The organism is Mesorhizobium sp. B2-3-11, from assembly GCF_006442215.1.
GTDB lineage: Bacteria > Pseudomonadota > Alphaproteobacteria > Rhizobiales > Rhizobiaceae > Mesorhizobium > Mesorhizobium salmacidum.
This window is the reverse complement of sequence record NZ_VFVS01000007.1, coordinates 155,001-179,553: the sequence shown is the minus strand read 5'-3', so window position 1 is coordinate 179,553 and position 24,553 is coordinate 155,001. Positions and strand designations below refer to the sequence as shown.

The window sequence follows — 24,553 nt, the reverse complement described above, 5'->3', positions numbered from 1 at the left end:
CATGTCAGTTCGCCCCATGTCAGTTCGCCCCATGTCAGATCGCCCCAGGCCAGTTCGCCCGGGCCAGTTCGCATTGGGGGGCTGGCGGTTCGCGCCAAGATGCGCTAGGCCCCCATCCAGCGCCGCATAAGCCGGCAAACGCCAGTCAAACCTCGCAGGATTTAAAACCGTGGTGAAAGTCATCGCCAGTTCGCTCCGCAAAGGCAATGTCGTCGACAAGGACGGCAAGCTTTATGTGATCCTCTTTGCCGAAAACATCCACCCAGGCAAGGGGACGCCGGTGACGCAGCTCGACATGCGCCGCATCGGCGACGGGGTGAAGGTTTCGGAGCGCTACCGCACCACCGAACAGGTGGAGCGCGCCTATGTCGAGGAGCGTGAGCACACCTTCCTCTACGCCGACGGCGAAGGCTATCACTTCATGAACCCGGAAACCTACGACCAGGTGGCGGTGTCGGAAGCCGTGGTCGGTGACGCGGCGCCCTATCTGAAGGAAGGCATGCCGGTGCAGGTGTCACAGTTCAACGGCATCGCGATCTCCCTGGTGCTACCGCAGCGCGCCACCTTCGAAGTGGTCGAGACCGAGCCGACGACCAAGGGCCAGACGGCATCGTCCTCCTACAAGCCGGCCGTGCTCTCCAACGGCGTGCGCACCACCGTGCCGCCCCACATCGCGCCCGGCACCCGCGTGGTGGTGATGACGGCCGATGGGTCCTATGTGGAGCGGGCGAAGGACTGAGGGGCAGTTTTTGATCAGGTACGGGCGGCCGGCGTTTTCTCAGACCCCTTTTTGCGCCGATTGATTGCTTTGCTTGAAAGTATCTCTGTTGTTCTCGGAACGGGACGGCTGGGATGGATTTATTCCCTGCCGGTTATCAAGGTTTGGCGTTTGCCTTGCGGCCGTTTCTCAAAGACGACAATGCTGTCATAGACACAGATCGAGTCCGTTGAATTGGTGAACGCGTTCGCCGGCAACGCGCCGCGCGAGTGGTGTGCGTTTATCTCGTCGAGCTTCCCCTTGGCGAATTCCATGAACGAACCTGGCCTGCGGAGTCCACCGCCGTAGGCGTCCCAATAACTCGTATGCGTGTCCTCGACCAAGTAGACGCCGTTCGGCTGCACGTGTTGGTAAAGATGCTCGAATGTCGCGATGACGTGATCCATCATATGGCTGCCGTCATCGACCACAATGTCGATAGGTCCATATTTCTCGACTATGCGATCGAGGAGTTCAGGGTCGTCCTGGCTGCCAATGAAAACCTCAACCTGCTCCGACTCGTGCACCTTGCAGGCTGGGTCGATATCGATCCCGACAATTCGCGCGCCCTCGCCGAAATAGGCTCGCCACATTTCGAGCGATCCTCCTTTGTACACGCCGACTTCAACGACGACTGGCTTTCTATTTCTGAATCGCTCGAAGTGGCGTTCGTAAATGTCGAAATAGTGCAGCCATTTGTATATTTCCTTGCCGCTGTTGTTCAAAAAATACTGATGCAAGAACCCGCCCATCGTAGCCTCCTCAGCTTCGCAATCCGCCGGCTGTAGAAATTTTGATTGTGGTTGCCCTCTCCCTTTGCCGCCGAGGTTCGCCTTGAGCCGCGCAAACACCGGCTCCCATTCATTTGCAACAAGGCAAAGCGCTTCGCCAAAGTTTGCCTCGATCTCGGCAAACTCCATGTTTGCAAAACGTCTACCCGCTTCGATGATCCATGAACGATCGTATCCACCACTGCCAAAGCCGGATATTACGGTGAGCCCGGTCCAGGGCGTGGCAATGGTGAACACGTCGAGTTCTGGGCGCATCGCCTTGAGTGCCGGAACCAGCTTCCAGACATCGCCGGTGTGGAATTGCGTCGTCGGCGGAACCTTTTGCGTCGCTTCGTCCAGGGCGGCAGTGTCGTGCACGAGCAGAACCGAGCCGGCATCGCAGTAGCGCTCGAGGTTCGCAAAATCGCGCAACACCTGATCGAACGTGTGCAAGCCGTCGATGAACCCGACACCAACCGGACGGCCGGCGAGCAGCGCACCCGCTCCGCCGCGATCAAAAAAGGCGTCACTCGTCTCTGGAAAAATGTGCGTTTGCGCACTGAGCGCCACGGTGGCGCGTGGATTGGGATCGATGCCTATTGCAAGAGTTGGAGCCTTGACCTTGGAAAGCGATACGCCGTCATAGACCCCTATCTCCACCACGACAGCGGGCTTCAACTCTGCGTAAAGACGCTCCAGCCAGTCGTAGTAGAAAGGCCCCGACATCCGCATGCTGGCGAGGCCGATATGGGCGCCAGTGCTATTGGCGGCTTGCGCCAATGCGTTGCGGTATTGAACCTCAGCCGTTTCGTTCTCGCCGACGACACGGTGCGCATCGCCGATCGCCGTAAAATACGCGGCATCTCGATCCGGACTCCGCCGCGAAAGAATGCCGGCGGATGCAAGGAGGCGGGACCCTGCAAGCTCGGCGGGTGCATGGCTGCTTGCCATGCGGACGATGTCCGCCGCCGCGTTGTAATTCCCGATCTCGAACTGGGCCTTGGCCACGCCGACCAGTGCCGCAGCTGCCGGGTGCGTCGGCACGGGCTCCTCGGGTGGTTTCAATTGCGCTCTGAGGCCCGCGGCCACGGCAGGGCCGACGCCGTGTGGAGTTGCGATCATGGCGCGGGCAAGGTGCGGCACAAGTGCTGGAGGCAACGATCCCACGAACGCTGAGGGGATGTGAAAGATAAAGTCCCCTGCTCCCCGCAAGGCGTCCCTTTCAGCCTTCCAGATTGCCCAGTTCTTGGACTGTTGCTCGAGGGGCGCGTTGGTGGATATCCCTCCGTGCAACTGGTGAAATGTAGCCTCTCCGAGCGTGAGGATGAGTTGTGCCTGCGGCAGCGCCATCGCGCGTTCGAGCGTGTCGAGATTGACGAGGCCGCCTCCAGGATGGTTGAAGCGCTCGTCCATGCCATTGATGGCATGCCAATTCTCGCGATTCAAAAAGAGAGCATTCGCTTCGGCCAATGGCGAGAACCACGGATCGATCGACGACTCATCCATCGTCCCGACCTCGAACAGCCGATACCCATCTTCCGGCCACCGGATCGATTGCAAAAGCGAATCTTCGATGGCCTTTGTGTAGCCGTTCGTCGGCGCATTTGCCTGGATATCGCTTCCAAGATACCAGCCCGGCGCAGCCACGACCGCCGTTGGGGCCATGTCCAGGCCGATGCCGGCGAAACGCACAAATCCCGGCGTCACAATGCGCGCGCCGTCGATCATGACGCCGATCTTGTCACCCTTCGCCTCTCTTATCCCACGATTGACGGCAGCCGCGGGCGAGGGAGACGCGTCATCGATGCGCAGCACGCGAAAATTCGGCCCATATTCTCTGATCAGACTCTCACTCACGGCAGGTGAGGATCCGTTGTCGACGACGATGACCTCGTAATCGTTCGTGGTCACACCTTGCTGGTAGGGCGTAGCTAGCGAAAGTAAGGTTCTAGGCAGTTCAGTAGGGATGTTGAAGACGACAACGACAATGGAGATGCAGTTCTGTTTCATCGCGTTTCCGTAGGCTGGTTGCCGGCAATTAGCTTCTGCCACCAACAACCGGTCCAATCTATGTCGTGTATCGTCGCTCCGATACGGTGACGCGCGCGGTAATCCTCAACCGCCTGCCGGCAAGGCGGAAGCGCAAAGTCGTCGATGATCGCGAAACCGCCCGGCGACAGCCTTGGATAAAGCGCCTCAAGGCTGTCCATGGTCGATTCATACATGTCGCCGTCCAGTCGAATCAGGGCGAATGGACCAGCTTCCAGGCCAGGCAAGGTGTCGCCGAACAAGCCTTTGACGAAGACCACCTGGTCATCCAGGAGATCGTAAGCAGCGAAGTTGGATTCCACCTGAGCCTGGTCGATCGCCAACTGGCGATATTCGTGCAGCGTGTCTCCCCTGTCGGCCGGATAGTTTTCGGCGTCCGGCTGTGGTAAACCGTCAAAGGAGTCGGCGACATAGACTTTCCTGTCGGTGACCTCGTTGGCGGCCAGCACCCCCTTCATGAGAATACAGCAGCCACCGCGCCAGACCCCGGTCTCAATGAAATCCCCAGGCACGTTCTCATCGATGACCCTTTGGACGAGGTCTCGCACATTCGACAAGCGCTTGATGCCTGCCATCGAATGAGCAACCGTCGGCCAATCGCGACCCTGGAGGCGATCCTCGCGATTGAAGGGGGTCGACTCTCCCATTTTCGCGGGATCGATCACCTGCGAACCGGAGCCATAAATTGTGTTGGCAATGATCTTGATCAGGAGATCTGTGTAGAGACGGTTCATGGTCGATCTTTCGAGGCATCAAGGTTTTGAATCGAAACATGCTGTTGCGGATATCGAGCCAAAGAGCAAGGGAACGACCGACATTGTGGGGCACCCGACCAAACGGCGCTGGGCCACCTCAGGGTTTCCGTAGCTAGAGCCAGGTCACCGAAGCTCCCGGAACCAACTCACTCGGCCGCCGGTTTCCTGCTCTTGCGTTTGCCGGCTCGCTCTTCGACCGCCTTTTCCACCTCGCGCTTCAGCTTATCCTTGATGTCGGCCGTCTCGTTCATCAAGGCATCGATCTTCAGGAAATCGAGCACCCGGTATTTGGACACCGCCGGACGGACCAGTATATCGGGCTGGCACTGTTTCAGCTTGTTGGCGATGATCGACTGCATCATCAGCTGCGTGGCGCCGAACATCAGGTCGACGGAGGTCGGCTGTTTTCGGTCGGCCTCTTCCGGCGCGCCGACCACGTCGACGCCGATGATGATGTCGGCATCCTTCTCGATCAGATCGAACGGCACGGGGTTGTAGATGCCGCCGTCGATCAGCAGTCTGCCGTCACGCATCACCGGGCGGAAGACGGCGGGGATGGCGGCCGAGGCGGCAAGGGCCGAGTGCAGGTCGCCATCGTCGAACACGGCGAGCTTGTGGCCGAAATAGTCCGTCGCTGTCACCTTCAGCGGGATTTTCAATTCGGCGAAGGTTTCGGGAATGGCTTCGGGCAAAAAGGCCTTGAGGATGCGCTCGACATTGAACTGGCTGACCCGGATGCCATTTTGCATGGCTTCCGCGATCGTGCCTGGCCGCGCCCGCCACATGCGGCTCGCCACCTGGGCGCGCCGACCGAGGATCGAGCGGGCGTAGTCTTGCATGTCCTTGCCGGTCATGCCCGAGGCCATGCCGGCGCCCATGACGGCGCCGATCGAGGAGCCGGCTATCGCCACCGGCTTGATGCCGAGCTCGTTCAGAGCCTCGATGACATGGATATGCGCCAACCCGCGCGCGCCGCCGCCACCGAAAGCTATGCCGAAAGTCGGGCTCATCCCTTGCCGGCTCCCGCCAGCGGCGGTCCGACCACCATGATGGTCGGCTCGGCGGTCAGCAGCTTCTTCGCCGCCGCCTTGACCTGATCGAGCGTCACCGCGTTGATATAGCCGGTACGGCGCTGCATGTAGTCGATGCCGAGATCGTCGAGCTGCAACTCGACCAGCGTCGCGGCGATGGCACTCGACGAATCCAGATTGCTGATGGCATAGGCGCCGATCAGATATTTCTTGGTCGCCGCCAGTTCGGCCTCCGTCGGGCCGTCCTGCGCTAACCGCTTGACGACGTCGCGTACGATGCCGAGCGTCTCGGCGGCGCGGTCGGAACGCGTTCCGGTCGTGACGATCAGCGCGTCGGCGTGGTCCTGGTTTACTAGCGAGGAATTGACGCTGTAGGCCAGCCCGCGCTTTTCGCGCACCTCCTGGAACAGGCGCGAGGTAAAAGTGCCGCCGCCAAGGATTTCATTCATCAGCGCGGTCGGGAAGAAATCCGCCGACTTGCGCTTCACGCCGGGCCAGGCGAGCTGCAGCGAGGTCTGCGGCAGGTCGTAATTGACCTCGATATGCTGCGCCAGCCTGGGCTCGATATCGGCGACAGGGGCGAGCGTCTGGTTCTGCGGCAGATCGCCGAACACCATGTCGAGCTTCTTCTTCAGCGTCTCGGCGTCGATGGCGCCGACCACGGCGACATGCAGGCCGCCCCGCCCGAACACCGCCTTGTGCAGAGCCTTGAGATCGGCTTGGGTGATGGCGGCGATGCTCTGCCTGGTGCCCTGATCGGAGCGCGAATAGGGGTGGTCGCCATACACGGCGCGCGCCCATCGGTTCTGTGCCACCGTCTCCGGGTCGTTCTCGTTGGCGATGATGCCGGACAGGATCTGGGCGCGGATGCGGTCGATCGGCGCCTGGTCGAAGCGCGGCTCGTTGACCGCCAGCCGCAACAGGTCGAAGGCTTCGTCGCGCTGTTCGGCCAGCAGACGCATGGAGCCGTAAATGCCATCGCGGGTCGCGTCGAAGCTCATTTCGGCGCCGGCATCGTCGAGCTTGATCTGGAAGGCTTCCGAATCGAGCGGGCCAGCGCCCTCGTCGAACAGGCCGGTCATCAGATTGGCCAGGCCTTCCTTCCCCACCGGATCTTGAGTCGAGCCGCCGCCGAAGGCGAAACGGACGGCGACGATCGGCACGGAATAGTCCTCCACCAGCCAGGCCGTGACGCCCTTCGGCGAGGTGACGGACTGGATCTCCATGGCGTGGGCGGCAAGCGCCGGCAGGATCAGGAAGAGGATGGAGAGGAATAGGGTGACAAGTGGCGCGAGGAAGCGAGCCTCCTTCCCTTCTCCCCTTGTTGTGGGAGAAGGTGGCCGAGCGAAGCTCGGTCGGATGAGGGGTGCTCCAGCTTGCCGCCCGCGCTCCGTCCAAGACCCCTCAACCGTCTCGGCGCTACGCGCCGATCCACCTTCTCCCACAGGGAGAGAAGGGAAGACATGGTGGTGCTGGCTCATCATCAATTCCCCGCCTGTTGCTGCGGCAAGAGATAACCGGTGGTCGAGCGGGCCAGCACCAGATAGCGCGCGGCAACGGCCTTGACCTCGTCGGTGGTGACCTTGCGGATGCGGTCCGGCCATTGCTGCACGTCCTGGACATTGCCGCCGGTGGCGAGTGTCGAACCATAGATGTTGGCCATGGAGTCCTGCTTGTCGCGGGCAAAGATCATTGACCTGACATAGCGGTCCTTGGCTTTTTCGAGCTCATCCGGGGTCACGCCGTCGCTGGCGATGCGCGCCACCTCGGCATCGACCGCGACTTCGACGTCGGCCAGCTTGGCGTCGCCGCGCGGCGAGCCGTAGACGGTGAAATTGGTGTCGTCGAGCATGGTGCCCTGGAAATACGCGCCGGCGCTGGAAGCGATGCCCTGCTTGATGACGAGCGCCTGATAAAGCCGGCTGCGGTTGCCGCCGCCAAGGATCTCGGCGAGCAGATCGAGCGCTTCGGCCTCGCCAGGCTTGGCGGTGTGATAGGAGGGCACGACCCATTGTGTCGAGAAACTCGGCACGCTGACGCGGGCGTCGGAGAGCGTCACGGTGCGCCTGGTGTTCTGCTCCGGCTCGACCGGGCGGACGCGCGGCGGCAGATCCGGCCCGCGGGCAACCTTGCCATAGGTCTTTTCGGCCAGCGCCTTCACCGTTTCCGGTTGGATGTCGCCGGCCACGATCAGCACGACGTTGTTGGGCCGGTAATATTTATTGTAGAAGGCGACGGCGTCGGTGCGGTTCAGCTGTTCCATCTCCTGCATCCAGCCAATAACCGGAATGCGATAGGGCTGGTTCTGCCACAGTGTGGCATCGACTTCCTCGTCGAGCACGGCCTGCGGATTGTTGTCGATGCGCGAGCGGCGCTCCTCCAGGATCACATCGCGCTCGGTCTTGATGACGTCGTCGGTGAGGATGAGGTTGCGCATGCGGTCAGCCTCGAAGCTCATCATCAGTTCGAGATCCGACGGCGCCACCGTCTCGTGGAAAGCGGTGTAGTCGTAGGAGGTGAAGGCGTTGTTGGAGCCGCCAATGTCGGAGACGGCGCGGTCGAACTCGCCGGCTTCGTGATGGGCCGTCGCCTTGAACATCAGATGCTCGAAGAAATGAGCGATGCCGGATTTGCCCGGCGGCTCGTCGGCGCTGCCGATCTTGTACCAGACCATATGGGTGACGATCGGCGCGCGATGGTCGGGAATCACGACCACTTCCATGCCGTTGTCGAGCAGGAAGTCCGTGACTTTGAACTCGGCCGGCACAGTGTCTGGCAATACGGCGTTGTCCGCCAGGACAGGGTCGGTCATGAACAAAGCCAGCGACGTCGCCAGCAGCGTTGGCCTCAGCCACTCAGTCCTGGATGTCATCGATGGCTCCGGTTTCATGCAGCGACGATAGGCAAGGCGCTGGCGACAAGCAAAGTGATTTGTTGGTCATGTTGCCGGCAAAGGCGGCGGCAAAGAGGCCACTGCTGAAAGAGGCCTGTCAGGCAGCCTCGATGAAGCGGATGACAGTCTCGCCGTAGCTGCGCTCATCAAGCACGGAAAAGCCCGGGCCTGGCTCGAAGGGAACCGACGCCGTCTCCTCGACCACGCAGAGCGCCCCGGGGCGCAGCCAGCCGCCGGCCATGGCCGACCGCAGAGCGCGCTCGCCAAGGCCCTTGCCATAGGGCGGATCGGCAAAGACGAGACCGAACGGCGCCAGCGTGCCCGCCTCGCCAAGGCCCGTTGCATCGCGGCGGAAGATCTTGGTGCGTCCGGTCAGGCCGAAGGCCTCGACGTTGTCGCGGATCAGGCCACGGCCTTCGGCCGATTCCTCGATGAAGACGCCATAGGATGCGCCGCGCGACAGGGCCTCCAGACCAAGCGCGCCGGTGCCGGCGAACAGGTCGAGCACGCGCGCGCGCTCCAGTTGCCCGGCAAAGCGATGCGCCAGAACGTTGAAGACGGCCTCGCGGGTGCGGTCGGTCGTCGGGCGGATGGCGCCGCTGCGGGGCGTCGCCAACGGACGCCCGCGAAACTCACCGCCGACGATTCTCATCTTGTCCGAGGACCCTTGGGGCCGCGCGGCCGCTCACCGCCACCGGCGCCTCCTGGACGCTCGCCACGCGGCTTGCCGAATGGCCTTGCGTCGCCTGGTTTGCCGGCGGGCTTGCCGTAAGACGGCTTGAACGAGGCCTTGCGCGCCTTGGCCTCGGCCGCCTTGGCCGCATCGGCCTCCGCCCTGCCCTTGCCGATCGGCCGGGCTCCCGGTGCCATCCAGACATTAGCCTTGCGCTGGCCTGGCGGCTCGATCGGCCGCTGCTCGCGTTCGGATTTCTTGCCGCCGCCACGAGGCTTGTCACCGAAACCGCCGCGCGGCTTATCGCCAAAGCCGCCGCGCTCCGGTCGCGGACCGCGATCGCCGAAGCTCTTTTCTGGTCTCTCGCCCCTGTCCGGGCTCGTCGACAGTTTGCCGAGCGCCTCGTCGCGGCTGCCTTCCCGGCGTTTGCGGTTCTTGATCAGCCCGCCCTCGCCGATCGGCCGCCGCTCGCCGTCTCTCGTAAATTTCGGCCGTTCCGGCTCGGCCTCACGGACTTCGGTACGCCGGACCGGCTGGTTGGAAAACGGTTTTGTTATCTCCGCATCGAAATTGGCACCGGATTCCTCGACCAGGCGCTCGCCAAGCTGGTCGCGCAGCACCCGGCCCTTGATTTCCAGCACGTGACCTTCGGCGAGGTCCTCGAGCTGGAACGGACCATAGGAGATGCGGATCAGCCGCGTGACGTCGAGGCCGAGCGCGCCGAGAATGTTCTTGACCTCACGGTTTTTGCCCTCGCGCAGGCCGATCGTCAGCCAGGCGTTGGAGCCCTGCTCGCGATCAAGGCTGGCTTCGATGGCGCCGTAGAAGACGCCGTCGACGGCAATGCCTTCGCGCAGGCCGGCAAGCGCGCTTTCCTCGACCTTGCCGTGGACACGCACACGGTAGCGGCGCAGCCAGCCGGTGGCCGGCAGTTCTAGTACGCGCGACAGGCCGCCATCATTGGTCAGCAGCAGCAGGCCTTCGGTGTTGATATCGAGCCGGCCGATGGTCATCAGCCGCGGCAGTTCGGCCGGCAGCACGTCGAAGACGGTCTTGCGGCCTTCGGGGTCGCGGTTGGTGGTGACGACGCCGGCCGGCTTGTGGAACAGGAATAGGCGCGTGCGTTCGATCGGCGGGATTTCCATTCCGTCGAGATGGATGATGTCATTGGGCATGACGTTGAACGCCGGCGAGGCCAGCACCCGACCATTGACCTTGACGCGGCCGGCGGCGATCAACTCCTCGGCGTCGCGGCGCGAGGCGAGCCCGGCACGTGCCAGACGCTTGGCGATGCGCTCGCCGGCTTCTTCCGTTGCTTCGGTTGTTCGCGGACGTGGCTTGAAGCCGCCGACCGATGCGCCCTGTGGCCGGTCTCCGAAATCACGTTTGGGTCTGTCGCCTCCAAAGTCTCGCTTTGGACGGTCGGCAAAATCCCGCTTCGGACGATCTGCGAAATCACGCTTGGGACGATCGAAGCGCTTTTCGCCGCCCTCCGCCGAGGCAGAAACCGGACGGTCGCCACGTGGCGCGTAGGGCTTGCGCGGCCCTTCGCGCTTTTCATACGGCTTGCGTTCGCCTTCCGCCGCCATCGGCCGGTCGCCGCGTGGCGCGTAGGGCTTGCGCGGCCCTTCGCGCTTTTCATACGGCTTGCGTTCGCCCTCGGCCGCCATCGGGCGGTCGCCACGTGGCGCGTAGGGCTTGCCTTCGGGGCGCGGTCCCTTGCGGAACGGCTTGTCGCCGCTCTTGAAGTCGCGCTTCGGGCGCTCGCCTTCAGCGGCGGCCGGCCGGTCGCCGCGTGGGGCATAGGGCTTTTTCGCACCAAAGGACGGCTTCCCGCCCTTGCTGGCGTCGTGGCCACGTGACCCTGCCGATTTCGGGCCACTCCTGCCTGGGCCGCCTTTGCGCGGAGATTTCTTGTCGCTGTCGTCCATGTGGCCTTTGTCCGTTTGCGCTGCTACAGCGTGGCGCATCCGTTCGGCGCGCAACGAACGCTGTAGCATTTTTGATTTGGCGCATGATCATTCCCGAAAATCGAGTCCGATTTTCAGGTTGATGCGCTCCATAACAGGATCACCGCCGGGTGGCGAGGATATAATGGGAAGGCAAACCGCTTGAAGAGGCCGGATTTCATGGCGCTGGCGCTAAAAGAGGCCGAAGCGGCAGCCTTGCGCGGCGAAGTGCCGGTCGGCGCGGTCATTGCCAATGGCGGCACGGTCATTGCCAGTGCCGGCAACCGCACGCGCGAGCTTGCCGACCCGACGGCGCACGCCGAAATGCTGGTTATCCGTGAAGCCTGCGGCAAACTCTCGAGCGAGCGGCTCACCGGCCACGATCTCTATGTGACGCTGGAGCCCTGCGCCATGTGCGCCGGGGCAATCTCATTCGCCAGGCTGCGCCGTCTCTATTTCGGTGCCGCAGACGAAAAGGGCGGCGCCGTGGTCAACGGTGTGCGCTTCTTCGCTGCACCGACCTGCCACCACACGCCCGACATCTATCCGGGCATGGCCGAGACCGAAGCAGGCCTGCTGCTGAAGGATTTTTTCAGGGGACGTCGAGACTGAGCCAAAGCCGCCGCAAGATCAGCGGCGCGACTGTTCCTACAGCGACGGCAACCAGTCGAACCAGCCGCCCTTCTTGCCCTCGGCCTTTGCCTTGAGGCGGCGCTCCTTCTTGTACTCGTCTTCGCCGAGTTCATTCTGGGGCGCGGCACCGGAGGCGGTGCGGTAGGCCAATGGCGGCTCGCTAAGGTATTTGCGCGTGTTCGGATCGCCCTGCTTGCTGTCGGCAAGGCGGCGTTGGATCTCCGCAGCGCGGCCCTTGTCGGAATCGGCGGGTTTCCACGCCGGCGGATGGCTTGAGCCGGACTCTTCCATTGCCTTCTTCACCGAAGCGGGATCCGTCTGCACATCATCGACGATCTCCGACTGGTAGGCCGGATCGTTCTGGTGGGCGGTGGCGTCGGCGCGCAGACGCGCGCGGCGCTGCTCGGGCGATTCGGGCCACCCGGCGTTTGCCGTCTGGATGCTTTCCTGGGGGGCAGGCAGCGCTTCCTTCTGGCCGGGTGCCGGCTTCACCAGGGTGGGACGCGGCTTGTAGTCGATCGGGTCCTTGCGCTTCGGCGCGAAGGAAACGGCGCCTGTAAGATCGCCGGCCAGCTGTTCGGCGGCGGTCTTGTCGGTGCCATAGGTCGGAGAGCCCATGCAGCCGGATAAAGCGAGGCCCGAAGCGACAAGCGGCGCCAACAGCGCAAGGCGCGCATTATATCTCTCGGTCATGCCAAAAAGTCCCACTCTAGACAGCCTCTCGATCGCACCGGCTTTGTATCCGGCCCCCATCATGCAAGCACTTGCGACGGAAATCCGGCGACAATTTGTCTTCCGGAGTTTCGCGTGTTTACCTCAACCACTCGTCAAGGGCAACGCATGGGCGGATTTGTACCGCCCGGCGTTCTATTTGCGCACTTCTTTGATCTGATGCCGGTCGTTTAAACCGCCACGCACTTTCGGGCGACAGGAACTGGCTTGATCTGGTCCCTGTCGTTTGTCCCAAAACCGCTACGCACTTTTGGGCGACAGGAACTAAAGCCTTCCCAGCGCCTTCAACTCGTGCAGCACGGCTGCGTCACGTGCCGAAACATCCGGGAAGTCCGGATCCTGCCCGACATCGGCCGTGTAGCGCCAGGAACGGGCGCATTTGACCAGCCCTCGGTCCTCGGCTTTCTCGACCACCACGGCGACGCCCTTGACATCGTCGAGGGCAAAGGCGGTTTGCGGCGCCTGGCCACGGGCAATGACGAGATCACTGGTGATCGCCATTTCAGCCATGTCGACGTCCGATATCGCCGCCTCGAGCGCCGCGTCGTTGATTGTGACCACCGGTATAGCCTCCAGCGAGGAGCCGATCACCTTCTGGGCACGGGCGATCTCGAGTGCGCCGGTGACGACCCGGCGCACCTGCCTGACCTTGCGCCACTTCTCCGCCAGCGCCTCGTTCTTCCAATTCGCCGGGATTTGCGGGAACTGGTCGAGATGCACCGAGACCGCGTCGGGATGACGGTCGAGCCAGGCCTCTTCCATGGTGAAGGGCAGCATCGGCGCCAGCCATTTCACCAGGCAGTCGAAGAGATGGCGTACCACCTGGACCGAGGCCTTGCGCTTCACGCTCGACGGGCCGTCGCAGTAGAGCGCGTCCTTGCGGATATCGAAATAGAAGGCCGACAGCTCGACCACCATGAAGTCGAGCAGAGCTCGCGTGATGCGCTTGAACTCGAAGGCGTCGTAGCCCTGGCGCACCACCTCGTCGAGCTCTGCCAACCGGTGCAGCATCAGCTGCTCCAGCTCCGGCATCGTCTCCAGGGGAACGACCTCACCATCGTCATGGGCGAGCGTGCCCAGCATCCAGCGGATGGTGTTGCGCAGCTTGCGATAGGCGTCGATGTTGGTCTGCAGCACGTTCTTGCCGAGCCGCTGGTCTTCCCAATAGTCCGTCGTCACCACCCAGAGCCGCAGGATGTCGGCACCGGACTGCTTGATCACATCCTGCGGCACGACCGTGTTGCCGAGCGATTTCGACATCTTGCGGCCATCCTCGTCCATGGTGAAGCCATGGGTGACGACGGTGTCGTAAGGCGCCCTGCCCCTGGTGCCGCAGCTTTCGAGCAGCGAGGAGTGGAACCAGCCGCGATGCTGGTCGGAGCCTTCGAGATAGACGTCGGCCGGCCACTTCAGGTCGGGCCGGTCCTCCAGGGTGAAGACATGTGTCGAGCCCGAATCGAACCAGACGTCGAGAATGTCCGTCACCTGCTTCCATTTGGAGGCATCGTGATTGCCGAGGAAGCGCTCGCTGGCACCGGGCGCGAACCAGGCGTCGGCGCCCTCCGCCTCGAAGGCGTCCATGATGCGCTGGTTGACCGCCTCGTCCTTCAGCACATTGCCATACTCGTCGGCAAAGACGGCGATCGGCACGCCCCAGGCACGCTGGCGCGACAGCACCCAGTCGGGGCGTTCCTCGATCATGGCGCGGATGCGGTTCTGGCCGGCGGCCGGGACAAAGCGAGTCTCGTCGATCGCCTTCAGAGCGCGGCCACGCAGCGTGGTGCCGTCGCCGAGATCCTTGTCCATGTAGACGAACCATTGCGGCGTGTTGCGGAAGATGACCGGCTTCTTCGAACGCCATGAATGCGGGTAGCTGTGCTTCAGCCGACCGCGCGCGAACAGCGCGTTGCGCTTGATCAGCTCGTCGATGACCGCCTGGTTGGCATTGCCCTTCTTGCCGTTGTCGTCGATGACGCGCGCCGGTCCGCCTTCGCGGTCCGGGCCGAAGCCCGGCGCGTCCTTGGTGAAGAAGCCGCCGTCGTCGACGGCAAACGGGATTTCAGTATCGATGCCGCGTTGACGCAGCGCGGGCGCGGCATCCATCCAGGCATCAAAGTCCTCCCGGCCATGACCGGGAGCCGTGTGCACGAAGCCCGTGCCGGCCTCGTCGGTGACATGGTCGCCGGCAATCATCGGAACCGGGAATTCGTAGCCGCCACCGAGACCCTTGAAGGGATGCGAAAGCACAAGATTTCCAAGCTGTTCGGCGCTGACGCCGTGAAGGCGCTTCAAGATGATCTTGGCTTTGGCCTGGCTTTCCTCGGCCAGCGCATCGGCAAAGATCAGCTTCTCGCCTGGCTGCGGGCCAAATGCGTTCTCGGCCGCCGTCACCTCGTAGAGGCCGTAGCCGACGCGCGGCGAATAGCTGACGGCGCGATTGCCAGGGATGGTCCATGGCGTCGTCGTCCAGATGACGACATGGGCATCCAGCAGGTCAAGCGACCGCCCGCTCAGGTCCGGATCGAGCTCCGCCGGCAGCCCGTCCACGACACTGGCGACGACGAGATTGGCCACCGGAAACTTCGCCCAGATCGTGTCGGACTCGTAATCCTGGTACTCGATCTCGGCCTCGGCGAGCGCCGTGCGCTCAACGACGCTCCACATCACCGGCTTCGAACCGCGGTAGAGCTGGCCGGACATGGCGAATTTCAGCAATTCGCCTGCGATGCGCGACTCGGCGTGGAAGGCCATCGTCGTATAAGGGTTCTTGAAGTCGCCGACGACGCCAAGCCGCTGGAACTCGCCACCTTGCACGGAGATCCAGTGCGCGGCGAATTCACGGCATTCCTGGCGGAATTCGTTGACCGGCACCTCGTCCTTGTTCTTGCCCTTGGCGCGGTACTGCTCCTCGATCTTCCATTCGATGGGCAGACCGTGACAATCCCAGCCGGGCACATAGTTCGAGTCAAAGCCGCGCATCTGGAACGAGCGGGTGATGACATCCTTGAGGATCTTGTTCAGCGCGTGGCCGATGTGGATGTTGCCGTTGGCGTAGGGCGGACCGTCATGCAGCACGTATTTCGTGCGGCCCGCCGCGCTCTCGCGCAGCTTGCGGTAGAGGTCCATGTCCTGCCAGCGCTTGACCAGCACCGGCTCCTTCTCGGGCAAGCCGGCGCGCATCGGAAATTCCGTCTGCGGCAGGTAAAGGGTCTTCGAATAGTCGATCGTTGATTGGTTTTCGTCGTTCATTGGTCTGCCATGTGCATGCCGGGCCACGTGGCTTGCGGCGAATTCTACTTTAGACGCATGCCGTTTTCCCAAACCGGGCCACTTGTGGGCGACATGCTTTGATGATCTGGAAAAGCGCGAGAGGCCGCGCGCGATATTCCCGGCGGCTCCTACAGCCTTCAGGCTGCTGGGAACACCGGGCTGGTAATTCGTATCGTCGGCGCGTGAAGGCGCGAAAAGCTCGTCATTGCTGGGCTTTTAGCGGAGAAGAGCGCAGGAATAAAGCCTCTCCTTCGATTCACTTACATCTTGAAGTCGAAGCGATAGGTGGTCGACACGCCGACCATGAACTGGTTGCGGTCGCCGCGCTCCTTGACCAGGCTGGAATCGGCGGCCGGACCCTCGAGGCGCGAATATTCGCCAAACAGGCTGGCGGTCATCGGATCGGTCACCTTCCAGGTCACGGCGCCGCCGAGGCCGACGGATTTCAGGCCGCCGCCGGGATTGTACTGGCTCAGCCCCGAGGCCACGGCTTCCTGTGCGTTGACGCCATAATAGGCATCGAAATAGTTCGCCGAGGCAAAAGACACGCGCGGACCGCCCGAAATCCTGACGGTTGGCGTCACGTCGTAGAAAGCATCGGCGGCGATGTCGGCGACAAAGCCGTTATGGGCACGAATGCCATGCCGCAATTCGGCACGCGCCCGCATCCAGTCCGTCGGATAGAATTCGAAAAAGCCGCCGACCTCGCCGCCCCAGCGGACCGGGTCCAAGCCCCTGAGTTCGTCGGCATCGCCATCGTCGCGCGAGAACAGGAACTTGCCGGTCAGGCCTGCGCGGACGCTGCCATCGTCGATGAGCGCCAGCGAAATGTTGTCGTTGCGCGAGGTGAAGCGAGCAGCAGGGCCGGCCTTGCCCAGCGAAATGATGGGCTGGGCGCTCAGCATGTACTTCTTGCCGCCCTCGAAATTGGGCGCCACCAGGCCGGTCGCGCCGACCGTCAGATACCAGTCGCCGGACAGCCAGCCGAAAGCGCCATCACCGGCTTCGGCCGCGCCTGACGTCGCCAGCACGACGGTAGCCAAGGCTATAGAAATCTTCCCGACCTGACTCATGGCCACTCCACTAACACGTCAAAGCTGTCCTGCCGCGGCAGCTTTGACGAGGCTTTGGTAAAATTTGATTTAAGGACGAGACATCCAGCGCGTGTTGCTTGCACCATCGCGCCCGCCATCGGCTGGACGCGGGTCGGCGCCGAGGGTAACCTCCCTTGCATTCTGGCGGTCTTCAATGGAGGTGGCGACATGACCTTGGACGGCGATACATTGAAGAACGTGATCGGCCAGACGCGCGACAAATGGGGCTGGTTTGTCGGGCTGGGCGTGGTGCTGCTGGTCCTCGGCGGCATTGCCTTCGGCAATCTGTTCATCGCCACGGTGGCTTCCGTCTATGTCGTGGGATGGCTGATGCTGGTGGCCGGCATCATCGAGATCATGCACGCTTTCGGGGTCAAGACCTGGGGCCGCTTCTTGTATTGGCTGCTCAGCGGACTGCTCTATGCGGTCGCCGGATTCTTCGCTTTCGACAATCCGCTGCTGGCCTCAGCGGTGCTGACCTTCCTGCTGGCCGTCGCGCTCGTCGCTTCGGGCGCCCTGCGGGCCTGGGTCGGCTATAGCCACCGTCCGGAGCGGGGCTGGGGCTGGATTGTCGCGGCTGGCGTCATCAGCGTACTTGCCGGCCTGATCATCGCCATGGGGTGGCCGGTCAACAGTCTGTGGGTGCTCGGACTGTTCCTGGCGATCGACCTGATCTTCCAGGGCTGGACCTTCATCGCCGTCGGTCTTGCGCTAAAGAAATAGGAAACTCGTTCCCCTTCAGAATGCCACAGCGGCGTCCAGACCGGACAGCGGCTTGACGCCGCTAAGCAACGCGCGTGCCTCGGCTTCATCGCGCTTCATCTGCACCACCAGTGCATCGAGCCCGTCGAACTTGATCTCGCTGCGCAGGAAGCCGAAGAACGACACTCCGCAGATTTCGCCATAGAGATCGCCGGAAAAATCGAAGACGAAGGTTTCCAGGAGTGGCGCGCCATTGTCGTCGACGGTCGGGCGGCGGCCAAAACTGGCGACGCCGTCGTGCAGCGTACCGTCCTCGCGCCGGAAGCGAACGGCGTAGATACCTTCCTTGAGCGTGGCTTCCGCGGGAAGCCTCATGTTGGCTGTGGGAAAGCCGAGCGTTCGCCCGAGCTGTTGGCCGCCGACGACCTCGTTTTCCACCGTGAAGCGATAGCCAAGCAGACCGGCTGCCCCGGCCACCCCGCCCTCGCAAAGCAAGGCACGGATGCGGCTCGACGAAACCACCTCGGCGCCTTCGTCGCGAAAGGCGTCGACGAGGGTGACACCGAAGCCATGGCGCTCGCCAGCAGCCATCAGATAGGCCGGCCCGCCCTGGCGGTCCTTGCCGAAATGGAAATCGAAACCGGTCACGGCGTGGCTGATGCCCAGCGTCCTCTCCAGCACGTCGGTGACGAAGGCTTCCGCCGACAGCGAGGCGAAGTCGCGCGTGAAAGGCTGCTCGACGAGCGCGGCAAAGCCCAGAAGCGACAGGAGCCGCGCCTTCATCGGCGGCGGCGTCAGCACGAAAAGCGGCAAATCAGGCCTGAAAACCGTTCGGGGATGCGGTTCGAAGGTCAGCACCAGGGCCGGCACGCCGCGCCGCGTGGCCTCCGCCAATGCCCGTTCGAGCACGGCCTGATGGCCGCGGTGGACGCCATCGAAATTGCCGATCGCCACGACGCCGCCTCGCAGATAGGCGGGCAGCGGCACGGTTGTCGTAAGATGCTGGAACGCGACCATTGTCACCTACTGCAGTCTTGCGATGACGGCCACCGGACGATAGCCGTGCCGTTCCAGGAAGAGCCCGAGCCTGGCCGGATCCGGCCGGGAGGGATCGCCATAGTCGCGGGCATGAATGCCGCCGGAGACATAGAGGACGTCGAAACCATTGTCGGCCGCGCCCTTGACGTCGGTAAACATCCCGTCGCCGATGGCCAGTATTTGCGGACGCCCGACCGGCCGGCCGAGGATCTCGGCCACCTCCTTCATCGCGACCTCGTAGATTGGCGCATAGGGTTTTCCGGCGATCAGCGTGCGACCGCCGAGCTGCGCGTAGTCACGCGCGAGTGCACCGGCGCACCAGATGATCCGTTCGCCGCGTTCAACCATGATATCGGGATTGGCGCAGATGAACGGCAGGTTCCTGGCCCGCAACCGGCGCAGCAGTTCCGTATAGTCCTCGGGTTTTTCGATCTCGTCGTCGAACAACCCGGTGCATACGACGCCGGCGGCCTCGAATTCCTCGACGAGTTCGACATCGAGACCATCATAAAGGGTCAAATCGCGGTCGGCGCCGATGTGGAAGACTTTGCGAGGGCCCTCCGCGATCAGATCACGGGTCACGTCACCCGAGGTCACCACACGGTCATAGGCCGACGGCGGAACGCCGATCACGCTCATCTGCGCCACGACGTCGGCGCTGCGGCGCGGCGAATTGGTGATCAGAACGACAGGAGTGCCGGCCGCCCTTGCCGCCACCAACGCGGCCGCGGCCGCCGGAAAATGCCATTCGCCATTGTGCACCACGCCCCATACGTCGCACAGAATTGCCGAATAGGCTTTCGAGACGTCTTCGAGCGAGCCGACGATTTCAGGCGAATCCGCCATGCCGTTTCCTTCAGTATGATCGTTGCGGGTGCGGCGGCCGACGGTTCGCCGCAGCCGGTTCGAATTATCCGAACCGGCCCATGCTGTCACCAGCTTTCGCCCGCATCGGCACGAATTGCCGCGCAACCGGCGGCTTTGATTGGTTAGCGGTTGGTGAAGCGCCGACCAAGCAATAGAGCGGTTTCCCAAACCCGTCCTTCAGCGTTTTGTGGAAAGCTGGCGCTGACCGAGAATCCGTCGGCGGGGGCCGCTCCAAGCATGTTTGAAATCTGGCGTCAGTTCCGCCGCGACAGGCGTGGCAATTATGCGCTTATGACGGCTGTGGCGATGGTACCGCTGATGGGCGGCCTGGCAATCGCGGTCGACTACACGGAAATGAACCGTGAAAAGCAGATGCTGATGAACGCGCTCGACGCCGCCAACTTCGCCACCGCCCGCCGGCTGACGGAAGGCGCGACCGACGACCAGTTGAGAGCCTATGCGCTCGATTTCTTCAATGCCAATTTGAACGATATCGATCCCGCGAGCACGACGCTCAACGTCACCTTGCCGAGTAACAGCAGCAGCGGCGGCGGCGGCCTGCTGACGATGACCGCCCAGCTCAACTACAAACCCTATTTCTACCCCGCCTTCGCCCAACTCGTCGGCAAATCGGCGACCGATGCGAACCAGAGGCTCAGCTTCAACGTCACCTCGCAGGTGCAGTTGAAGAACACGCTGGAAGTTGCCATGGTGCTCGACAATTCCGGATCGATGACCACGCTCGGTACGGGCTCGGGGCAAAAGCGCATCGATCTTCTCAAGACTGCTTCCAAGCAGCTGGTCGACACACTGGCCCAGCAGGCGGTCATGATCAAGCAGGTCGACAAGCCGGTGCAATTCGGCCTCGTGCCTTTTGCCGCCTCGGTCAATGTCGGCCCCGGGAATGGCAATGCTTCGTGGATGGACACCGAGGGGCTTTCGCCGGTCTCGAATGAGAATTTCGACTGGTCGACGCTGAACGCCGCCAACAAATACGCCCAGCGGACCAACGGCATCTGGTACAAGCGCGGAACTGGCTGGGGAACCGAGGACGGCCAGATGCTGACCCGGTTCTCGCTCTACCGCGACATGAAGGTCGTCACCAACCACGAGCGTGTCGTCAACAGCAAACGGGTCGTGTGCGACCAATACAATTCGAACAACACCTGCAAAAGCAGCCACGACGAATATGACTATATCGATTCCTATGGTCCGTTCGCCAGTTGGCAGGGCTGCGTCGAGGCCCCGGCCCTACCCTTACAATATAAACGACGCCACGCCGTCCGGCGGCTCGGCCAACACCGGCATCGGTGTCGGCGATCCGGCAACGATGTTCGTGCCCATGTTCGCCCCCGACGAACCGGGCAATCATTGGAAGCTCACTCAAGACCCCGACGAGGCCGCGCCGGTAACTTATGGTGCCGTCAACAGCTGGTGGAACGACGATCCGTCGAGCAGCAGCGGCCAACCCCGGCTGCGCAACATGGCCAAGTACTTCCAGCCGCGGCCGATCGATGCGCCGGCGCTGCCCGCCGGCAACGGACCGAATTACAGCTGCACCACCAACCCGATCACGCCGCTGACCGATGTCAGCGTCGCCGAAGGGGTCACCTCGATCAAGGCGGCGATCGACCTGATGCAGCCGAATGGCGGCACCAATGTTCCCGAGGGCATGGCCTGGGGCTGGCGGGTGGTTTCGAGCGGAGAGCCGTTCACGCAAGGGCGCCCGGAAACGGAAAGAGGCAACGACAAGGTGGTGATCGTGCTAACCGACGGCGCCAACACCTATTATACGCCTTCGTCGCTGGGCTACTCGGATCCCGCCAATTCGAAATCGACCTATGCGTCCTACGGCTATCTCAACCCCGGATACAACGGCACCTCGGTCGGCCGCCTGTTCATGGGCACATCGAGCGCCATCGGTCAGCTAGACTATTCGAACGGCAATTACACCAACGCGCTCAACGAGCAGATGGCCACGCTGTGCAACAACGCCAAGACAGCCAACATCATGGTGATGACGGTGGCGCTCGACTTGTCGATGACCAAGGCCAGCGACAAGCTGGCCATCGATGCGCTGAAATCCTGCTCGTCGGAGTCGCGCTTTCGCAAGGATGCCACGGATCCGAGCAAACCGGCGAAGCTGTTCTGGAATGCGACCGGCGCCAGCCTGGCAAACGATTTCAAGGAAATCGGCAACGAGCTGTCGAACCTGCGCGTGGTCGGCTAACCCGGGATCATCCCTCTGGCGCAACGCCTGGCGCCGTCAAGCTCTTGCAGCCACTTGTCGGGATAGGCACAGATTGGCCGCTCACGAGATCGCGAATCCATCGCGGCATGCTGGGGAACGAACAATGCCCGATACCGCCAACCACCTCGCCTTCGCGCTGGTCTGCCTCGGCATGGTGCTGACGCCAGGCCCGAACATGATCTACCTGATCTCCCGCTCGCTCTCGCAAGGGCCGAAGGCCGGACTGATCTCGCTTGGCGGCGTTGCGGTCGGCTTCTTGTTCTACGTGCTGTCGGCCGCGTTCGGCATCACGGCGCTGCTGCTCGCCGTGCCCTATGCCTATGACGTATTGCGCTTTGCCGGCGTGCTTTATCTCCTGTGGTTGGCCTGGCAGGCGGTGAAACCCGGCGGACGCTCGCCGTTCCAGGTGCGCGACCTTCCGAAGGACCGGCCGCGCAAGCTGTTCGCCATGGGATTGATGACCAATCTGCTCAATCCCAAGGTGGCCGTTCTCTACCTGTCGCTGCTGCCGCAATTCATCAGCCCCGGCAAGGGCCATGTCCTGTCACAGCTTCTGGTGCTGGGCGTGACGCAGATATCGATCAGCCTCAGCGTCAATGCCGTCATCGCGCTGACGGCCGGCTCGATCGCCACCTTCCTCGCCGGACGCCCGCTGTGGCTGGTGATCCAGCGCTGGATGATGGGAACCGTGCTGACGGCACTCGCGCTGAAGATGGCGACCGACGCGCAGCGCTGAGTGCTCACATCGGACGGCGCGGGGGCCGGATATGGGCCGGTTCGACCACCTTTCGGTAGAGGTGCCAGGTCGCGTGACCGAGGATCGGCATGACGATGGCCAGTCCGGCAAACAGCGGGATAGAGCCGATCACCAGCAGCACCGCGACGATCAGACCCCAGAGCGCCATCTGCAGCGGATTTGTCATGACCGCGCGCGCCGAGGTCTCTATTGCCGAAACGGCGCCGACATCGCGATCAAGCAAAAGCGGGAAGGCAACGACCGTGGTCGCCAGCACAACCACCGCGAAGACCAAGCCGGCCGCGTTGCCGAGAAGGATCAGCGTCCAGCCCTTGCTGGTCGTCAGCACATCGCGCAGGAAGGCCCCGACCGAAGCGGGCGGCTCGCCGCCAAAAAGGCTGGTGTAAATCGACTGCGCCGTGAACAGCCACAACAGGAACAGGGCGACCAGCATGATGCCGATGACCGCTATCGAGGGTAGCGCCGATGAGCGGCGGACATCGAGTGCGTGCCGCCAGTTGGTGTTCATGCCGAGCTCGCGCCGGCGGCTGATCTCATACAGTCCGAGTGCGGCGAACGGGCCGACCAGGGCAAAGCCCGACATCAAGGGGTAGACGAGCTGGATGGCGTTGGAGCCGGACGTCCACTGCGTCAGGACAAGGCCGACGATCGGATAGATCAGGCACAGGAACACGTAATGCGAGGGCTTGGCCCAGAAGTCCTCGGCGCCAAGCCTGAGCGCGCCCCAGAGGTCTGTCGTGGAAATGCGGCGGACCGCGGGTTGCACATGCATTCCGCGCGCGTCCGCCATGACATGAAAGCCGGCCATAACCTACCTCCGTTTTTCTCGGGGGGCGGTCACCGCCTAGGGTGGCCGCCCGTAGCTGCCACTTCAACAACGCTGGCATCATATCCGATCTTCCCGGAATTGTCGCCGCGTCCTTCGTTTGGAGAACCACTGACTTCATCTTAAAATCTATGCATTTTAGTTATTGCTTAAATTACTCGTAGAGACCCCCGGGCGTATCACCTGAGCTTTACAAACCTTGGCGAGGGACGATGTTCACATTGAAGGGCTTCTGGTCTTCGGAGCGCGGAAATTTTGCCATGGCGACTGCCATAGCGATGCTGCCGATAATGGCTGTCGTCGCTGGCACCCTCGATCTGACGGGCACGAGCGACGACGCGGCGCAATTGCAGAACTCGCTGGACGCGGCTGGGCTTGCCGTCGGCACAAAGTACCTGCCCAGCATGAGCGCGAGCGATGTCCAGGGGCTTGGGCTGACATTCTTTGCTGCCAATATGAACGTCGCCGACCAGCAGGAATATTCAGACAGCATTACCGCCTTTTCGGCCACCGCCAGCGGCGACCCGAGCGCCTATTACATCTCGCTTTCGTCAGGCATAAACCGTCCGAGCTTCATCAATGGCGCTGCCCCCTGGCCGGCTCACAGATCGGCGACGGTCAAGATGCACCCGGGCGCGCAGGCCTGCGTGCTGGCGCTCGATCCGCATGCGTCGTCCGCGGTAAGCCTGCAAGGCTCGACCGATGTCGCCATGAGCAACTGCGTGATCGCGGCAAACTCGGACGCGTCCGATGCCGTCAGCAGAGGCGGTTCCGCGCAGGTTTCGGCGGGCTGCGTCTCGACCGTCGGCGGTACTTCCGGGCTTTCACCGCCCAGTGCCAATCTCACCTGCGGCGCGCCGCTCGAACATCAATATGCGTCTTTCGATCCCCTGGCCGATATCGTGCCTCCCCCCTATACATTCTGCATGCCGGTCCCGAACGGCAAAACCTACACGCTGTCGCCCGGCACCTATTGCGACAAGACATTGTCGGGAAACATCACGCTCAGCCCGGGCGTCTACATCTTGCGCGGCGTCACCCTGAAGCCGGGCGGGAACGGCAGCCTGAGCGGCCAGGGCGTGACCATATTCCTCGTGGAGGGAGCACAGATCATCATAAATGCCAATGAAACGGTGAACCTTTCTCCGCCAACCAGCGGGCCTTACGCCGGCATCACCATCTTCCAGAGCCGTGGGAACATTTCAGCATTGACCCTGAATGGCGGTGCAAATTCCGTGATCAGCGGATTCGTCTATGCGCCTGACGCGGCCGTTTCGTTCGCCGGCAACTCGGATATGAGCGGTCAGGGCGATTGCCTGAGGCTTGTTGGCTTGACCGTGCAGATGACAGGCAACTCATCCATCAAGACCGACTGCACGGCCGTATTCGGAAATCGCGAGATGTACGCCAGCCGCCGCATCACGCTTGTGAGATAGCCGCTAACTGCCGCTTCAATTCGAAAATTTCACCGCCCTGCCCGGCAAAAGCCATGATCGCGATCGAGTC

General features: G+C 62.7%; 18 protein-coding genes and 1 pseudogene. 6 read left to right on the top strand and 13 right to left on the bottom strand.

Going from position 1 to position 24,553, the window contains the following annotated elements:
• Positions 1-169 precede the first annotated feature (169 nt).
• Positions 170-739, top strand: a complete 570-nt coding sequence (gene efp, locus FJ960_RS12480) for an elongation factor P (RefSeq protein WP_084636569.1) — start codon at positions 170-172, stop codon at positions 737-739.
• Between the two features lie 119 nt (positions 740-858).
• Here efp and FJ960_RS12475 read toward each other — a convergent pair whose 3' ends face one another.
• From FJ960_RS12475 to FJ960_RS12440, 7 genes are all read right to left on the bottom strand, one after another.
• Positions 859-3,537: a class I SAM-dependent methyltransferase gene (locus FJ960_RS12475; protein WP_140714209.1), complete on the bottom strand. Its 2,679-nt coding sequence runs from the start codon at positions 3,535-3,537 to the stop codon at positions 859-861.
• On the bottom strand, positions 3,534-4,310 hold the full coding sequence (locus FJ960_RS12470) for a TylF/MycF/NovP-related O-methyltransferase (protein WP_140714207.1): 777 nt from the start codon (positions 4,308-4,310) through the stop codon (positions 3,534-3,536). The genes FJ960_RS12475 and FJ960_RS12470 overlap by 4 nt, the downstream gene beginning before the upstream one ends.
• Positions 4,311-4,477: 167 nt before the next feature.
• Entirely contained in the window at positions 4,478-5,341 is an 864-nt protein-coding gene (locus FJ960_RS12465; RefSeq protein WP_140714205.1) for a patatin-like phospholipase family protein, read from the bottom strand.
• The gene (locus tag FJ960_RS12460; RefSeq protein ID WP_140714330.1) at positions 5,338-6,723 is read right to left on the bottom strand and encodes a pitrilysin family protein; all 1,386 of its coding nucleotides are present in this window, start codon (positions 6,721-6,723) and stop codon (positions 5,338-5,340) included. The genes FJ960_RS12465 and FJ960_RS12460 overlap by 4 nt, the downstream gene beginning before the upstream one ends.
• A gap of 122 nt (positions 6,724-6,845) precedes the next feature.
• Positions 6,846-8,234: a pitrilysin family protein gene (locus FJ960_RS12450; RefSeq protein WP_140714203.1), complete on the bottom strand. Its 1,389-nt coding sequence runs from the start codon at positions 8,232-8,234 to the stop codon at positions 6,846-6,848.
• A gap of 118 nt (positions 8,235-8,352) precedes the next feature.
• Entirely contained in the window at positions 8,353-8,907 is a 555-nt protein-coding gene (gene rsmD / locus FJ960_RS12445; protein WP_140714201.1) for a 16S rRNA (guanine(966)-N(2))-methyltransferase RsmD, read from the bottom strand.
• Entirely contained in the window at positions 8,904-10,859 is a 1,956-nt protein-coding gene (locus FJ960_RS12440) for a pseudouridine synthase (RefSeq protein ID WP_140714199.1), read from the bottom strand. Before FJ960_RS12440 ends, rsmD begins: the two co-directional genes overlap by 4 nt.
• Positions 10,860-11,039: 180 nt before the next feature.
• Between FJ960_RS12440 and FJ960_RS12435 the strand changes: the two genes are divergently transcribed.
• Positions 11,040-11,489: a nucleoside deaminase gene (locus tag FJ960_RS12435; RefSeq protein WP_027143214.1), complete on the top strand. Its 450-nt coding sequence runs from the start codon at positions 11,040-11,042 to the stop codon at positions 11,487-11,489.
• Positions 11,490-11,525: 36 nt separating this feature from the next.
• On the opposite strand, the gene FJ960_RS12430 is transcribed toward FJ960_RS12435, so the two are convergent.
• The 3 genes from FJ960_RS12430 to FJ960_RS12420 form a co-directional block, all read right to left on the bottom strand.
• Positions 11,526-12,203 carry a hypothetical protein gene (locus FJ960_RS12430; protein WP_140507330.1) on the bottom strand — a complete coding sequence of 226 codons (678 nt, stop codon included), beginning with the start codon at positions 12,201-12,203 and terminating at the stop codon, positions 11,526-11,528.
• Between the two features lie 303 nt (positions 12,204-12,506).
• Positions 12,507-15,491, bottom strand: a complete 2,985-nt coding sequence (ileS, locus tag FJ960_RS12425; RefSeq protein ID WP_140714197.1) for an isoleucine--tRNA ligase — start codon at positions 15,489-15,491, stop codon at positions 12,507-12,509.
• A gap of 281 nt (positions 15,492-15,772) precedes the next feature.
• Complete coding sequence (locus FJ960_RS12420) at positions 15,773-16,585, bottom strand: MipA/OmpV family protein (protein ID WP_140714195.1); 813 nt, start codon at positions 16,583-16,585, stop codon at positions 15,773-15,775.
• A 189-nt stretch (positions 16,586-16,774) separates the two neighbouring features.
• On the opposite strand from FJ960_RS12420, the gene FJ960_RS12415 reads away from it, so the two are divergent.
• A complete protein-coding gene (locus FJ960_RS12415) occupies positions 16,775-17,329 on the top strand; it encodes an HdeD family acid-resistance protein (RefSeq protein WP_140507336.1) in 555 nt (184 codons plus the stop codon).
• A gap of 15 nt (positions 17,330-17,344) precedes the next feature.
• Here FJ960_RS12415 and FJ960_RS12410 read toward each other — a convergent pair whose 3' ends face one another.
• Both FJ960_RS12410 and FJ960_RS12405 read right to left on the bottom strand, forming a co-directional pair.
• Entirely contained in the window at positions 17,345-18,325 is a 981-nt protein-coding gene (locus tag FJ960_RS12410) for a bifunctional riboflavin kinase/FAD synthetase (protein ID WP_140714328.1), read from the bottom strand.
• Positions 18,326-18,331: 6 nt separating this feature from the next.
• Positions 18,332-19,192 (bottom strand): TIGR01459 family HAD-type hydrolase, encoded by an 861-nt coding sequence (locus FJ960_RS12405; RefSeq protein WP_140507338.1) that lies wholly within the window; start codon positions 19,190-19,192, stop codon positions 18,332-18,334.
• A gap of 258 nt (positions 19,193-19,450) precedes the next feature.
• On the opposite strand from FJ960_RS12405, the pseudogene FJ960_RS12400 reads away from it, so the two are divergent.
• Together FJ960_RS12400 and FJ960_RS12395 are read left to right on the top strand one after the other, a co-directional pair.
• Positions 19,451-21,443, top strand: a pseudogene (locus FJ960_RS12400) (TadE/TadG family type IV pilus assembly protein).
• 124 nt (positions 21,444-21,567) lie between these two features.
• Positions 21,568-22,200 carry a LysE family translocator gene (locus FJ960_RS12395; RefSeq protein WP_140714193.1) on the top strand — a complete coding sequence of 211 codons (633 nt, stop codon included), beginning with the start codon at positions 21,568-21,570 and terminating at the stop codon, positions 22,198-22,200.
• Between the two features lie 4 nt (positions 22,201-22,204).
• Here FJ960_RS12395 and FJ960_RS12390 read toward each other — a convergent pair whose 3' ends face one another.
• Positions 22,205-23,029, bottom strand: a complete 825-nt coding sequence (locus FJ960_RS12390; RefSeq protein WP_140714191.1) for a DUF2189 domain-containing protein — start codon at positions 23,027-23,029, stop codon at positions 22,205-22,207.
• A gap of 230 nt (positions 23,030-23,259) precedes the next feature.
• Between FJ960_RS12390 and FJ960_RS12385 the strand changes: the two genes are divergently transcribed.
• Positions 23,260-24,483: a TadE/TadG family type IV pilus assembly protein gene (locus tag FJ960_RS12385; protein WP_140507344.1), complete on the top strand. Its 1,224-nt coding sequence runs from the start codon at positions 23,260-23,262 to the stop codon at positions 24,481-24,483.
• The last annotated feature ends 70 nt before the right edge of the window (positions 24,484-24,553 follow it).